15 protein-coding genes and 2 pseudogenes are annotated in these 12824 nt (G+C 58.6%); 11 read left to right on the forward strand and 6 right to left on the reverse strand.

All coding sequences use genetic code 11. From position 1 onward, the window contains the following. Positions 1-2 precede the first annotated feature (2 nt). Positions 3-752 (forward strand): NYN domain-containing protein, encoded by a 750-nt coding sequence (locus tag J2Z31_RS15020; RefSeq protein WP_028002874.1) that lies wholly within the window; start codon positions 3-5, stop codon positions 750-752. Positions 753-1194: 442 nt separating this feature from the next. On the opposite strand, the gene J2Z31_RS15025 is transcribed toward J2Z31_RS15020, so the two are convergent. Further along, entirely contained in the window at positions 1195-2826 is a 1632-nt protein-coding gene (locus J2Z31_RS15025) for a RecQ family ATP-dependent DNA helicase (RefSeq protein WP_209602401.1), read from the reverse strand. 485 nt (positions 2827-3311) lie between these two features. Between J2Z31_RS15025 and J2Z31_RS15030 the strand changes: the two genes are divergently transcribed. The 4 genes and pseudogenes from J2Z31_RS15030 (at position 3312) to J2Z31_RS15040 (ending at position 4444) form a co-directional block, all read left to right on the forward strand. Then, entirely contained in the window at positions 3312-3659 is a 348-nt protein-coding gene (locus tag J2Z31_RS15030; protein WP_028002875.1) for a hypothetical protein, read from the forward strand. Positions 3660-3879: 220 nt separating this feature from the next. Next, positions 3880-4107 carry a recombinase family protein gene (locus J2Z31_RS30115; protein ID WP_028002876.1) on the forward strand — a complete coding sequence of 76 codons (228 nt, stop codon included), beginning with the start codon at positions 3880-3882 and terminating at the stop codon, positions 4105-4107. Beyond that, positions 4104-4175 (forward strand): annotated as a pseudogene (locus J2Z31_RS30120) (recombinase family protein); the annotation flags it as partial. The gene J2Z31_RS30115 and the pseudogene J2Z31_RS30120, both read left to right, overlap by 4 nt. 65 nt (positions 4176-4240) lie before the next feature. Continuing rightward, positions 4241-4444 carry a cold-shock protein gene (locus J2Z31_RS15040; protein ID WP_028002877.1) on the forward strand — a complete coding sequence of 68 codons (204 nt, stop codon included), beginning with the start codon at positions 4241-4243 and terminating at the stop codon, positions 4442-4444. Positions 4445-4636: 192 nt separating this feature from the next. Here the strand turns inward: J2Z31_RS15040 and J2Z31_RS15045 are convergent, their stop codons facing one another. The 3 genes and pseudogenes from J2Z31_RS15045 to J2Z31_RS15055 form a co-directional block, all read right to left on the reverse strand. Then, positions 4637-5674, reverse strand: coding sequence for a nucleotidyl transferase AbiEii/AbiGii toxin family protein (locus J2Z31_RS15045; RefSeq protein ID WP_028002878.1), 1038 nt, complete (start codon positions 5672-5674; stop codon positions 4637-4639). After that, on the reverse strand, positions 5667-6260 hold the full coding sequence (locus tag J2Z31_RS15050) for a DUF6088 family protein (protein ID WP_028002879.1): 594 nt from the start codon (positions 6258-6260) through the stop codon (positions 5667-5669). Before J2Z31_RS15050 ends, J2Z31_RS15045 begins: the two co-directional genes overlap by 8 nt. A gap of 468 nt (positions 6261-6728) precedes the next feature. Continuing rightward, positions 6729-6974 (reverse strand): annotated as a pseudogene (locus J2Z31_RS15055) (IS110 family transposase); the annotation flags it as partial. 360 nt (positions 6975-7334) lie between these two features. On the opposite strand from J2Z31_RS15055, the gene J2Z31_RS15060 reads away from it, so the two are divergent. From J2Z31_RS15060 to J2Z31_RS15080, 5 genes are all read left to right on the forward strand, one after another. Then, a complete protein-coding gene (locus J2Z31_RS15060) occupies positions 7335-7637 on the forward strand; it encodes a hypothetical protein (protein ID WP_209602402.1) in 303 nt (100 codons plus the stop codon). Between the two features lie 530 nt (positions 7638-8167). After that, positions 8168-8473, forward strand: a complete 306-nt coding sequence (locus J2Z31_RS15065; protein WP_234939445.1) for a hypothetical protein — start codon at positions 8168-8170, stop codon at positions 8471-8473. A gap of 78 nt (positions 8474-8551) precedes the next feature. Further along, the gene (locus tag J2Z31_RS15070; protein ID WP_209602404.1) at positions 8552-9043 is read left to right on the forward strand and encodes a DNA ligase-like domain-containing protein; all 492 of its coding nucleotides are present in this window, start codon (positions 8552-8554) and stop codon (positions 9041-9043) included. A 983-nt stretch (positions 9044-10026) separates the two neighbouring features. Further along, entirely contained in the window at positions 10027-10200 is a 174-nt protein-coding gene (locus J2Z31_RS15075) for a hypothetical protein (RefSeq protein WP_234939446.1), read from the forward strand. A gap of 533 nt (positions 10201-10733) precedes the next feature. Further along, a complete protein-coding gene (locus J2Z31_RS15080; RefSeq protein WP_209602406.1) occupies positions 10734-10877 on the forward strand; it encodes a hypothetical protein in 144 nt (47 codons plus the stop codon). Positions 10878-10901: 24 nt separating this feature from the next. Here J2Z31_RS15080 and J2Z31_RS15085 read toward each other — a convergent pair whose 3' ends face one another. Both J2Z31_RS15085 and J2Z31_RS15090 read right to left on the reverse strand, forming a co-directional pair. Then, a complete protein-coding gene (locus J2Z31_RS15085; RefSeq protein WP_209602407.1) occupies positions 10902-11087 on the reverse strand; it encodes a hypothetical protein in 186 nt (61 codons plus the stop codon). Positions 11088-11138: 51 nt separating this feature from the next. Continuing rightward, entirely contained in the window at positions 11139-11411 is a 273-nt protein-coding gene (locus J2Z31_RS15090; RefSeq protein WP_209602408.1) for a hypothetical protein, read from the reverse strand. 1051 nt (positions 11412-12462) lie between these two features. On the opposite strand from J2Z31_RS15090, the gene groES reads away from it, so the two are divergent. Further along, a complete protein-coding gene (gene groES, locus J2Z31_RS15095; protein WP_209602438.1) occupies positions 12463-12777 on the forward strand; it encodes a co-chaperone GroES in 315 nt (104 codons plus the stop codon). Positions 12778-12824 lie beyond the last annotated feature (47 nt).

Raw genomic sequence — 12824 nt, forward strand, 5'->3', positions numbered from 1 at the left:
CCATGGCAAACGACATTCCTTCGACGCTCGCGCTCCTGATCGACGGCGACAACGCCTCGCCGAAGATCATTGCCGGCCTGCTCGCTGAAATCGCCAACTACGGCACTGCCAGCGTCAAGCGTGTCTATGGCGATTGGACCAAACCCGATCTCAATGGCTGGAAGGAATGCCTGCTTGAGCATTCGCTCCAGCCGGTCCAGCAGTTCTCCTATACATCCGGCAAGAACGCTACCGATGGTGCGATGATCATCGATGCGATGGACCTGCTCTATACGGGCCGCTTCTCTGGTTTTTGCGTTGTGTCGAGCGACAGCGATTTCGCAAGGCTCGCGGCACGGATCCGCGAACAGGGCGTAACGGTATACGGGTTTGGCGAGCGGAAGACGCCTCGCCCGTTCATCACGGCCTGCGACAAGTTCGTCTACTTCGACGTGCTGAAAGCGCCGGGAGAAGAAGTGCTGGCAACCCCTGCTGCGCAGCAAGAGGCGAAGGCAAAGGCGACGAAAAACGCCAGGGATAAGACGCTGCTCTCCATGCTCCGGAACGCCGTGGTTGCCGTTTCCGATGAGACCGGCTGGGCCAATCTCGCCGCCGTCGGCAGTCACGTGGCAAAACAAAAGCCGGATTTCGACTGCCGGAACTATGGTTTTGCTCGGCTGAGCGATCTCGTCGAAGCGACGGCAAAGTTCGAGCTGGACCGATCCGGCAAAGCACAAAAAGGCATTCTCGTCCGGCTTTTGCGCCCAAACTGAACAAAGGAAGGCGCCGAGTCGAGACAATGGCACATAGCAGTCTTGGGCCAGAATACGCGGGCCTTCCGCTACAAAGCTCTTGAACTCCGCGCTTCCAGATCAGACGAAATGCGCAAGGGCCGGCCGCTGCACGTCACCGCTCGCCTTCCCTGCGCGAGAATTCGTTGGCCCGTTCGGGGTCGTCTGCAGCAATGGCCTTCAAGAACCAGCACCGCGGACTCGTCTACCACTGAAAGGACCATGGTGTTGAGCTCGGGAAACAGAGGAGCCTACTTGCTGCGGCCCTCTTCGGCATTCCAGGCAACGGGAGCTCTCGGACTGATCCGTTCGATCGAACCGCCGGCTCCTCGGTGCGGACGTCTTTTTGGGGCCGGAGAGACTTTACAGCAAATCCTAGACGCAGCGTCCTCCGGAGGAGCGACGATGATCGCGACGAACTCGCCTAGCCAAAGACTGACGTCAGATGATCCGGCAGCGATTCCTGGCGGGGGTTGAGGCCCGCGCACCGATCGCAGCAATATCTGAAGCGCTGAGGCTTGCTCTCTTTGGCAAAAACCGAGGTTAAAATGCCCCGTCCAAGTCCTTGGCGCGCGGTCACTTTCGGGCCCTCGAAATACTCGACGAGCACCTTGCGGAAGCAGTCCTTCGACCCAAGCAGGGCGGCGAGGTCGTCTATTTGAGAGAACCGCCGCAGCAACATCGCCCGCGCCGTGACCTCGTCGAGTCCCGAACCACTCGCGGTCTTTTCGGCCATGAACCGAAGAAGTCCGACATCACGGCCGGCACGGCGACCGGTTTCAGTGAACGTAACGGCGACGGACTGCTTGCCGTCGCGACCAGCTCGGCCGAACTCCTGCAGATAGTCCTCCACCGATGCTGGCTGCTGCCAATGGATCACCAAACGGACGTCTGGAACATCTAAACCCATGCCGAACGCGCTGGTGCAGATGATGTGGTTGACGAGCGGACGGCTTTCTCCTTGAAACCTCTTCAGCAGTTCCTGCCGATCCCACTCAGTTCCAAGTTTCGAATGATAGAAGGGAATGTCCAGGCCATCGCTGCTGAGATTACTCTGCAATTCCTGCCCGATCCGCGCGGTCGGTACGAAGATCATCGCCTTGCGACTGGCAAACATTGGAAGCCGTAGCAGTTTGGTGATCTCGCGGTGACGAGCTGAGGCCGGAGCGCTCCACCGGATCAGCGCTATGTTTGGACGGTCGACGCCGCGGACGAACACTGTCGCGTCCTCGATGCCTAGCGACGAAAGGATTCGCTTCTGCATGGCCTGTCCCGCAGTCGCAGTGAAGGCAAGGATCGGAGGCGAACCGAGGCTGGCACGGACCTCGCGCAGGCGCCCATATTCTGGCCGGAAGTCACGGCCCCATTGATCGACGCAGTGGGCCTCGTCGACGACGAGGTACTCGGGCCGGGTGCGCGACAGTGCGTCGCGTTCTCCCTGCCGCTTTACAAAGAAGCGCTCGGGAGCAACGTAAAGGAACTTCACTGCGTTCTTCCCAATCAAGTGATAGCGGATCTCCTTTTCCTCAGATCCGAGTGCGCTGTTGATAAACGTGGCAGGTATCTTTTTTCGCAAGAGCCCGGAGACCTGGTCGCTCATGAGGGTCTTGAGGGGGCTGACGATGATCGTAAGCCCACGGCGAAGCAGGGCAGGGAGTTGGAAGCACAGCGACTTCCCTGATCCAGTGGGACTGACGACCAGGATCGATTTCCCTGCCAGCGCCGCAAGGACGATTGGAAGCTGCCCTCCTCGAAAATGGGACGCGCCGAACAGCCGGAGGGCGGGGCCGAAGTTCATGTCCGATTCGAGTGCGCGGGCTTCTTCATCCAGCCAGCGGGCGAGACGCATCGCCCATCGTTCGATCACCCGGCGTGCCAGGCCCCCGGCGAGGTTGGGGTGATGCGCCGCATGGCAGCCGTCACAAAGGGTGACAAGGTTCGAGAGCGCGTCGGAGCCGCCCATCGATCTCGGAAGGAGATGATGGACATCGGCGTTGCTCGAACTCAGCTTCGTGGAACACGAGACGCACTGGTATCCGTCTCGCTCAAGAACCAAGCGTCGCGTCTCTTACCAGTTCCTCACCAGACCGAACTCGTCACACGTTTGCCTCGCTCGCGAAGATGCCGGAAACTCGCTGATAAAAAGTAACTGCTAGGCGCCGCTCTCGCGCTCGTTCGGTGAACTGAGCGTTGTTGACGGAGGCACCCGGCCGCTCGCCTCCTTTGATAGGGGAAGTCTGACCCGTGCGCGGTTTGCTGCACGGGCGTCGCCAAAGAGCCGCAGGGCAGCGTTCCCATACCCGTTCGAGCCGCTCCTCGTCTTGTATCGTGCGAGCGGCTGCGAGTGTGCCCGCAAGACGCGGCGGATGCACGCCCTCGTGGAAGCGCTGAAGAATTCGATCGGCCGATCGGCTCGTCCTTCGAGACAAGGTATTCAAAGACGACGCGCCCAGGCAGCTATGCCGCGCTCTGGGTCATGCTGGGTCCGTCTTGACTAGGGTTTACCAAGCGGCGATGCTTCCTCACGGACGAGGAGCAGCCATGATGACTTACGACTGGCAAGACACTCTCTTGGGCGAAGGGGACCTGGCAAGACGCGCGGCGGCAATGGTGCCCAGGATGCTAGCGCACCCAGCGGTCACTCTCGACCAGGTCTCGCAACTTCGAGGTCACATCGACGACTGCATCGGCAGGCTCGGAACCCTGCTCGTCGAAATGGAGAATGCCGGAGCCGATCAGGTCTTCGTCGGGGCCGCGCGCACGATACGTGATGCATGGCAGAGCCTTGCCCATAAAGCCGCTGAGAGGTCGCGATTGTTCGAAATTGGCTTCGTTGACGTCCGCCCCACGCTGACGGACACCAAGGATCAGGGCGTGGCCACGCACTAGTTGATCAGCCGAATGCTGGTGATCCGCTGTTACCGCGAGACCATGCGGCCTAGTGCAATCCCTAAGTTTCAGCTTGCGACCCGTCTCAGCACCTCAGCAAGGCGGCCGCCACCGCTGGGGACCATGGGCCCATGCGAAACTACGACGCGGATCATGTCCGTCGACATCCTGCGGCCGCACTCCGCGGGTGCTTGCCGACCTGCCTCAGCGAGACAGGAATATGGGAGCAATTCTCGGCTACGCGCGCGTATTGACCGGTGATCAGGATGTCGCTGGCCAGACGATGCGGCTCGAACAGGCCGGCGCCACCAGGGTTTTCACCGACATCAGATCAGGCAAGAGCATGGACCGTCCCGGCCTAGCCGAGCTGCTGACCCGCCCCGGCGACACGCCGTCGTGCGGCTCGATCGGCTCGGACGGTCACTGGCGGAGCTTTTGGAAACGATGAAGATACTGCGAGAGCGACAGATCGACCTTCTCAGTCTCGAGGAGAAGATCGGCACATCCTCGGCCGCCGGTGAGTTGATCTTCCACGTGTTCGGCGTCATTGCGCATTTCGAGCGGCGGCTGATTAGGATTTCATGGCAGCCGGTACGGCAAAGTTTTTCAACCAGGATAAGGGCTTCGGCTTCATCACGCCTGACAATGGTGCGGCAGATGTGTTCGTCCATGTGTCGGCGGTGCAGGGCTCCGCGCTTCTTCGAGACGGACAGAAGGTCAGCTACGAGCTGGGCCAGGACCGCAAGACCGGAAAGTCGAAGGCGGAAAACGTCAGATCAATTTGACCGTCACCTTCATCAAAGTTTCGCGACTTGCGTCGCCGCCTTATTCTTTCTCGACACAGCTTCGATCACTTGAGGATGCTCGACTGCACGCGCCTTTATCCCGCGAACGACCGGTTGTTCGGCCGGTCCTTACCCGCTACGGGAGTCTGTGAAAATTAGCGTCCGACGGACCTTTCCTCCCCAGCGGATCGCCTATTTGTTTGTTGTTTCTTCGAGTGCCGCGATTGTCGTAAGTATCTCGTCGAACGATGGCGGCCTGTCATCGAACATCATGGGGGCCATCGCCCTGTAGTCGGCGCGGAGGTCCTTGATCCGGTTTTTGTCCGGCAGGAGCCGTAGCGTACCAGGACGGGCGGTGTCGTAACTAGCCCAGCCGGAACGGAAGAAGGTAGCCTTGTGCTTGGCCACCTGCGCGAGAAGCTCGAAATCGGTCGCGGCGGCTTTGCCTTCGTGCGTGGCAAGCAGCATGGCGAGATCGTAATAGTGCCGCGAGAAATATTGTGGCGTGGGGGACTCTGCAGGGCGGTGCGCCTCGGCATGCAACGCAGTCGCCTTCTCCCAGAAGGTGCGGTGGGCAGAGAGGACGATGACGGTGGTGTCGGGGTTATCGAAGAAGCCGGGATAGTCGTCCGCCGCATAGGGTCGGATTATCCGTTTCTCTATCGGCCAAGGGTCTCCGCGGGCGCCAAGTTCGAGCTTCACCCGTGGTGTGATGTATCCCATGCTCTCGTATTCGGTCGCGGCGAGCGCGTTGGGATAGTGGAAGTTCACCGTCTGCGCGTCGGTGGCATCTATCTCCAGCGACCACTCGCCTTTCGTCGGCTCCCCGAGTTGCTCGACGATCGCCGACCGAAGAGCCGGAAGCAGCTTCTCGGCAATATGCTCCTCGATATCGCTCACAAGGGCTTCAATGAGTTTGTTCGCCTGTTTCTTGCTGATGCCTTCTTTCTCGGGATCGCGGTCACCCGTGTAACCGAGATCCGCTCGATCGAAAGAGAGATCGATATCTTCGGAAAACCGGCGTATCGCACCAAACGCCTTGGAGAGGGAGGTGCCACCCTTGAAGACAAGGGTGGCCGCGTCTTTCTCCTGCAGTCCGAAAAGCCGCTTCAATGTCCAGCAGACCCAGAAGTCCTTTTCGATGATCGTATTGGCGACGCCTCGGCCAGCACCCGTTTCGCCAAACAGGGCCGCCCGATCGCGATCTGAAAGAAGAGCGACCTTATCCATCGACCTCACCCGACGCTGCGTTGGCGATCGAGACGAGCGTCGGCCGCATCCAGGCAGGCGCTTGGACAGCAGTGGATGCGAGTGTCTTCTTGTCGCTGGCCGACAGACGACGCGCCGCGATCTGCGCAACGTCACAGGCACGTACCGCCCCCACGTGACGAAGGGCCTGAACGACCGTCCCTGCAGCGCTTCCCGGAGCGATGAGATGCTTGGGCGAGGCGTGACGCAGATCAACCACGCGCTTGCCCAATGCGACACGCCGCGAGGGACCATCGGTTAGATAGGTGCTCTTTGCCGGAACTTGCGTCGAAAGACCGAGCGCGTTTGCTGCACGCGCACCCGTAATCTGTACGTGGGATCCAGTCTCACGCGCTAATGCCTGCGCGACATCATCGGGGGCTGGCGAAAGGGGACCAAGTTGCGGATGGACTTTCGGGAAGTCGTAGAGGCCTCGCGCCAAACGCCGGAGCTTGCCACCCTTGACCAGACGGGAAAGCGCCTGGTCGACTGCCGCTCGTGCGGCGATGTCCAGGAAATCACTGGGCGTGAAAACGCCACCGCGGCCGCCAGCGCGGGCGCGCCCCATGATCCGATCCGGTACCGACGTCACAGAGTTGCTCATGCGTCAGAAAATAGTGCATATTTTTCTGACATTCAAGGCGGGGGAAATGCTCGACGAGAGGCTTCTACTATACCTCTATGCTGGCGGCGCCAGTTTGGTGGACTCGCGCCGGTCTGTCTCTATCCGTTATGTTATACAATTACATTGTGGCATAATATGTATTATGGAACTTCTCTATTCGGCGTCTTGAGGTCAAGCGCTATCGAGCCTTCCACTTTCACCGTTGGTTGACGTCGTTCACGGAGCCTTGCTTCTCTTCGGGATCGGGCATTGCCCCTCCCATTATGGGGTCAGTAGAATGAAGTTGAACAATCTAAAACGCGTCCTGGTCGGTGAAGCCGATCGGTACGAGTTCCATAGCGGACTCACTTCATTCATCGTCCCGTGAAGGACCTCTTTCCACCCGCGGTGGAATCTGGTCGTCTAAAATGGTCAGGCCTTCGCCGATCCGGAGTCCTTTGACCACTGGAAGTCTGTACCATCACTCCACATGCGGTGCATGATCACAGCCAGTCGGCGTGCCAAGGCCACAATTGCCTTTTGATGGCCGCGACGTTTGGCAATATTCATCGCCCACGCCTTAAGCCAGGACCATTTTCTGACCACCGTCAGCATGACTTGAGCCGCTTCATAGAGCAGCGTTCGCATCATTATGTCACCACACAGGGAAATTCGGCCGACGCGGCTGGAGACCTTTAACTCTCGGCAAATCCCGCCCGCTTCATCGACGATGCACAGTGAAGTCTCTTTCACAGAGACGTCCATTCCGACATAATGCTTCATGCTGCGCTTCCTTTCAGATGCTTGTGGCTGTTGCGATACAGACCACGTTTTATCATCCCTCGAAGCGCAGCACCCCGGCTACAATCCCAAGTCACCCTGAAGATGAGGCGCCAAGCCGAATACCCCATCTAAGCCTTTGTAATTGTAAGCTTTCAGAGCGGCAACGACCTTCAACGCGACAGATTCGCATCCGCACTCTGGTGCTGGTCTGCACTGACCCTTATATCTTCCGCAGCAACCAACCGGGAGAATGTAGTGTCCGAATTCCTAAGCTATCTGTTCGCCATTCTTGTCGTGGGCCCGCTGCAGGCTGAAGTATCGGAGCGCCTTCAGGGCGTGCCATCACCCGAGATTGTCGAGGCGGGACGCGCGTGCATTGCCACGGAGGCTCCGAGGCTTCTCGAGCGAGCCCAGGAAGATTGGGCATGGGCTGCCGCAAATGCGGTAGGCGTCGGCGTAGGTGTAGTCGATCCGGTAAGCCTGCTGTCCGGTCAGAACGCCGATTGCAACCGCCTGGTACAAGTTCTGTCGCAAGGTGGAGCGGCTGAAGAGGCATAGACGCCACTTCACGGTCTCTATTTATAGCGAGCGCCCTCCTCCTCACAGTGCTCGAGAACGCGTTCAACCCATTTATCGAACCAGACCCAGCTTCCTTTGTAGTCGCCTTCGCAACCGTACCCTTTGTTTCCTTCTCCCTTAGCGTCCAGCGCTTTCCAGAGTGGAGCGTAAACCTGGGGTACCCGGCATCCTGTGCATTCTTCACGACTTCAGCAGGAGGGAACCGCAGGCGGTTCATCTCTTTGAATATAACCTTGCCAACCTCATTTGCTTCGTTACTGCCTGCAGCCGCCTTGATCTAGATGGTTTAGCAGCTATTATCGGCTTCAACCAGGGGGAGTGGCATTGGCATGGCTGGATGGTTCCGCGAACGCATCGCCGCTCCATAGAAGGCGCTTCACAGACCCGAATGAAGGCCCAACTTCAGGGCATCAGGATAGTCCGACGGAGGCGAGCACATGTCCGTTCTGAGAAGGGCGATCGCGATAGTTAAGTTGCCATTCCGCGCAGTATGGACAGGGCTGTTGGTCGTGAACTTTCTCGTCGTTGCCGCCGGCGGCCTCTTGCTCGGAGGTTTCGTCGCATATTGGCTCGCGCTGACGTTTTCGTATCTGTTTTTGCCCGAGGCCTGGACGGAATCGCTGTGGTTATGGGCGTCGGGATTTTACGCTGAGCACACTTGGTTCAAGGTGGTGACGATTACCGCCTTCGTTCTACTTCTCTTCCCGCTCCTCGGCTATTGGCCGGGGCGGGATCCGTTAGAAGAAGCTGCTCACGAGAGAAAGATGATCGAGCTCAACAAAGATCTCATTGCGGTTCGGAAGCGGGAGCGATAGACGCCGAGCCCCTGAAACACTGAGGGTAACCAGTTGCCTGTAAACAAGCTACTATCAATTGGCGTCCTGGTGTGCATAGTGCCCGAACTGGCAATGGGGCAAGCTGCGCCCGAACATCACGTCTGGCAAGAGAAGCGGTCATTTGAGCCAATGAGCCGAACCGCACAAGCAATTACTGGCCCACTTAAACTCTCTGGAAACGCGCATTTTGCTACTCCGAGCAGCAAAATGACGATCACCTTCGGCAATGGAAAAACGGTGGCGTTGACCGCCGTAGAAGCCTCGTGGCGCGAGTGGGACATCACGGGACCTCGAAAAGTGACGGCTGAGGCTTTCCGCATGAACAGCGACCCCGGGACACTAGAAAATGGAAATCGCCTGTGCGGAAATCCAGCCCGATATATCGTCTTCCATGAAGACATGCTTTTCGATGGAACTCCCCTGCTTAGCGTGCCGTATTTGGGTCGAAGAACGTTCCTCAGGACATCAATAGCCCCGGCTTGTGCGCAACGTTTAGCTTCTATGCGGACTAACCAGAACACATCCGGGAGTGGCTCAAATTTTCAATGAAGCGACGTGTCACGAGCGAATGCGCGTGCAGAGTCGTTGTCTTGTCATTCGCTTCGATTGCAAGCGCGTGATTCTCCGCGAGGCTGATCAGAGCATCAGCCGTTTTGTGTCGCGTCCAGCCAACGGCCTCCGCCCTCCGGCGTTCCCGAGCCCGCATCGAACGGGCCAGGGACGGAACGAGGGGCGCCCTTGACACCCCTCTCCTCGTGGCCCCTCCCCATCCACGGCGGGCGCCCGCGAGAGCGGGCGGGCTCACTTCGGCTTGTTGTCGCTGTCGGCCGTTGAAGACCTGGTTGCGCGCCTGACCCGCTGCAGCGAGACCGCGGCCGGATTGCGACTTGCCGATTGACGGCGAAGGCGGCGGCTGGGGCTACGAAGACCGCGCTTCCCCGGCCTCTCCTTAGTAATGGCCTTGTCCGGTTCCCGCGCGCCGAGCCGATGGGACTATAGTCCGACGCAGTGAGGCCAAAGGTCTGATGTCCATTGCCGGGCATTTTTCCCGCCACATATTCAAGCGATAAGCACCCATGCGAGGGTTAACTCCCTTTTGCTATAGTGGTGCGAGGTCCAGAGCGCAGCTTCCTATCCCTTCGGCAAACGCTCTGAGACTGCCCTTCCCGAGCTTCCCTCGAGGTCCACCATGGACGCCAAAAAATGAGAGCGCTCATTGAGGATTGCCGTAGAAACCTGTTGGTCTATTTGTCGCCGGACAGCGGAATAAGTGACAGAGAAATGGTCATCGCACTTCTTAATCGACTGGAAGGGGCCCAAGCCAGGGACGCGTTGGGAGAGGAGTTCGGCTGGAGCCCAAGATCGGACAAGACCCGAGCCGCCGAGGGCGTCCACCCTCGGCCGAACGAAGGCCGGCTCAGGATCATTCTCAATCAGGCACGAAGATGTCCTTAGTGCGTGCCGGCAGAGCCCGCCTAGCGATGGCTCTGCCGCAGTGTCGAAAGCAACTGCTCTCAGCGAAGAGCCGTGATTTGGACGACCTCTTCGAAGGCTATGCCCTTGCGGCCGAAGCGCTGGAAACGTTGCAAACGGAGGAGCCGCAGCAACCCGATCTCACCTCGGAATACCGCAACATCTGTGCAAGCATTCAAGACGAGGTTCTGCGACTGTTGGGCCAGCTCGATGGCGCGGCTAACGGCGCGTGACGATCAACTCGCGAACTGCGGTGCCTTTCCGCCCGCCGCTGTCCCTCGATGAACCGTCCAACCCCGCGTCCTTGAGGGCTCTTCAAGGTGCTTCAAAGGCGTCAAAACCAGAAGCGCCCGCTAATTGCGGGCGCCGAGTGATTTCCGGGGACTCTTCGCTCCCGTTCTTGGGGACTGCATGGGTCACATGCGGGGGAGCGATGCGCCAGAACGCTTCAACAGCCAAAAGGTTTCACTGGAACTTTCCATCGCTTCGTGGAGTGAGTGGCGGTTGAAAGTAACCAGAAAAGCTGAATCCCCGTAGCCGCCTCAAACAAGTACGATTCTTTATGCATCGCCGCTCCCGATGCTTACGAGCGAATTGCGAAGGGGCATCTCTGGCTCGTAGGCGCGTTCGGCATTAACGCTTGGTCGGAAGCTCGCCGCCGGCAGGAGAGCCTCGTGGACTTCACATCAGAGATCAAGAGCATGACTGACGCGGAGCTCCGAGAGATCTGCGTCTTAGCCGTCTTTTATGCCCGATCGACGAGGCGATGGATGAGGCGATGCGGCTCTTCTGGCGCGAGGCTCTGAAAGAGGTCTTTATTCGCGGATGGGCTGGCGGTAATGAGGCGATCATCCGCTATACGCTCTTCGCGGTGGAGAGTTTCAAGGCCTACAACCGGGTAACTCAGTGAGCCCAAATGCGCTCGTGGCCGGACTCAGCGGTGCTTGGGGACGTCTGTGATCTGTGGTGTGTAGACCGCTGTTTCGGTCCTGTTCTCCGACCAAGCGCCGCCGATTGCCAAGTAGGCGAGAATGACGGCCATGGAGAGTAAGATGACGGCGATCGGGAAAGCTGTTGAGGCGTTCCGTTCTGGCGGATCGTGATAATCTCGGAAATTCATTTTCGCACTCCCGTAAGAAGTTGAGGGAGAGCGAGCCGTTCGGCGACCTACCTACCACCGATAATATCCGTAGACCGGTCGAGCACCGCGCTTACACTTGATCTCTTCCTTATACTCGTCATCGTCCCACTTGCGCTCGATCTTGCAGCGGCCGCGACGGTATTCTTCTTTGTAGGCTCTGCGCTCGTAGCGGGGTTCATCATAGTAGCGGTAGGAATGCCAGCGCCCATGGCCGCTTTCGTCCTTCCAAGGATCGGCCACTGCATTCCCGGTGAGAACCGCGAACGCCATGCCGGCGGCGGCAACTATGGCCATGAGTTTCATAGCTCGTCTCCTTCTTGCTTTAATCTTAACGTTCATTCCGGCGCTTAGTTTCGGATATCGATCCCGAATGGGCACTGAAGAGCAAGGGGCTCGGGTCTTGTCAGCCCGGCTCTGTGCCGCAAGGTACCGGGAAGCGCCAAGCGTGCTTCCAGATGGTGAAGCCCCAGAGCACTGCTACCGAGAAGGGACTATTGGGGCCTCGCTCTGGGACCCATCACGGGACCGCGTCGGGCTTCCCGATCTGGACCTGCAATTTCATCGGCGCGGGCGCCGCGGTGGTCGGTGTCTTCGCATCTTCTCCGAGGGATCGATGAACAGGACCAACACAACCGCTGCCGCCACAAGTATATATCGCGGAATGCCTGTCTTTGCGCTCGCGAAAGCGGCAATCAACATGGCGGCTGCTATGTAGATTGCCGTTGACCCAGGACCGGATGTGACGCCCCAAACGAGATCGGAAATTCGATTTTTCCATCTACTTTCCAACATCGCCATATCTAATAACCCCGATAGAACTGGCTGGGACCGGTAAGAAACAACAGTCCGTCCGTGTTTTCGATTACCTCCGATTGTGCGTCAGTAAAGCTATTTTGCAACCGGCTTCAGACCTTTGGCACCGGGCGCTGGACTAAAGTACTACCCGCCCAATAAGGCTCTGCGGGTGGAACTACCCTCAATCGACGGTTGCTTGCCAATGGCGCTGCCGTCACGGGAAGATGCCTGTGCTTCACCCTCCAAGCTAGGAGTTTGCGATGAGCCCTATTCGTGACGATTGGTCCAAAATAATCTCACGGGGGACTCTAGAGCGTCGCGTCAAGAGGTGGAGTCGAGACCATTAAAACAGAGATCGGCCCAAATCGTGGCGCCAAATCATGGCTTTAGCACTCCACGTGGTGGAGTGCTAAAAAATTTCGTCGCCCTCTTGAAACTCGAAAAGCCAGAAACCAGATCGATTGGCGCGATGCCAAAACATCGTGCGTCCCGCGTCGGATTCGCATCGGATGCGGCGCCGAGGATCCTCAAAAATCTGTTTGTCAACGAGGAGAGCAACATGACGTTCCGTCCCTTACATGACCGCATCCTGGTGCGCCGCATTGAAGCCGAGGAAAAGACGGCCGGCGGCATCATCATACCCGACACGGCGAAGGAAAAGCCGCAGGAAGGCGAGGTCATCGCCGTTGGCCCGGGGGCGCGCGATGACAGCGGCAAGCTCGTCGAGCTCGACGTCAAAGCCGGCGACCGCATTCTGTTCGGCAAATGGGCCGGCACAGAAATCAAGCTCAATGGTGAGGAGCTTCTGATCATGAAGGAATCCGATGTGATGGGCGTGATCGAGTTCGACGCCGCAGCGAGAAACGCAGCCTAGTGCCGATCCGGACCCATGCCAGACAAGAAATGCTGACCCAGGAAGGA

The organism is Sinorhizobium kostiense, assembly GCF_017874595.1.
GTDB lineage: Bacteria > Pseudomonadota > Alphaproteobacteria > Rhizobiales > Rhizobiaceae > Sinorhizobium > Sinorhizobium kostiense.

Coding starts and splice junctions, on each gene's coding strand:
- J2Z31_RS15020 (WP_028002874.1), top strand. CDS start 3: ATGGCAAACGACATTCCTTCGACGCTCGCGCTCCTGATCGACGGCGAC.
- J2Z31_RS15030 (WP_028002875.1), top strand. CDS start 3,312: ATGATGACTTACGACTGGCAAGACACTCTCTTGGGCGAAGGGGACCTG.
- J2Z31_RS30115 (WP_028002876.1), top strand. CDS start 3,880: ATGGGAGCAATTCTCGGCTACGCGCGCGTATTGACCGGTGATCAGGAT.
- J2Z31_RS15040 (WP_028002877.1), top strand. CDS start 4,241: ATGGCAGCCGGTACGGCAAAGTTTTTCAACCAGGATAAGGGCTTCGGC.
- J2Z31_RS15045 (WP_028002878.1), bottom strand. CDS start 5,674: ATGGATAAGGTCGCTCTTCTTTCAGATCGCGATCGGGCGGCCCTGTTT.
- J2Z31_RS15050 (WP_028002879.1), bottom strand. CDS start 6,260: ATGGGGCGCGCCCGCGCTGGCGGCCGCGGTGGCGTTTTCACGCCCAGT.
- J2Z31_RS15080 (WP_209602406.1), top strand. CDS start 10,734: ATGGATGAGGCGATGCGGCTCTTCTGGCGCGAGGCTCTGAAAGAGGTC.
- J2Z31_RS15085 (WP_209602407.1), bottom strand. CDS start 11,087: ATGAATTTCCGAGATTATCACGATCCGCCAGAACGGAACGCCTCAACA.
- J2Z31_RS15090 (WP_209602408.1), bottom strand. CDS start 11,411: ATGAAACTCATGGCCATAGTTGCCGCCGCCGGCATGGCGTTCGCGGTT.
- groES (WP_209602438.1), top strand. CDS start 12,463: ATGACGTTCCGTCCCTTACATGACCGCATCCTGGTGCGCCGCATTGAA.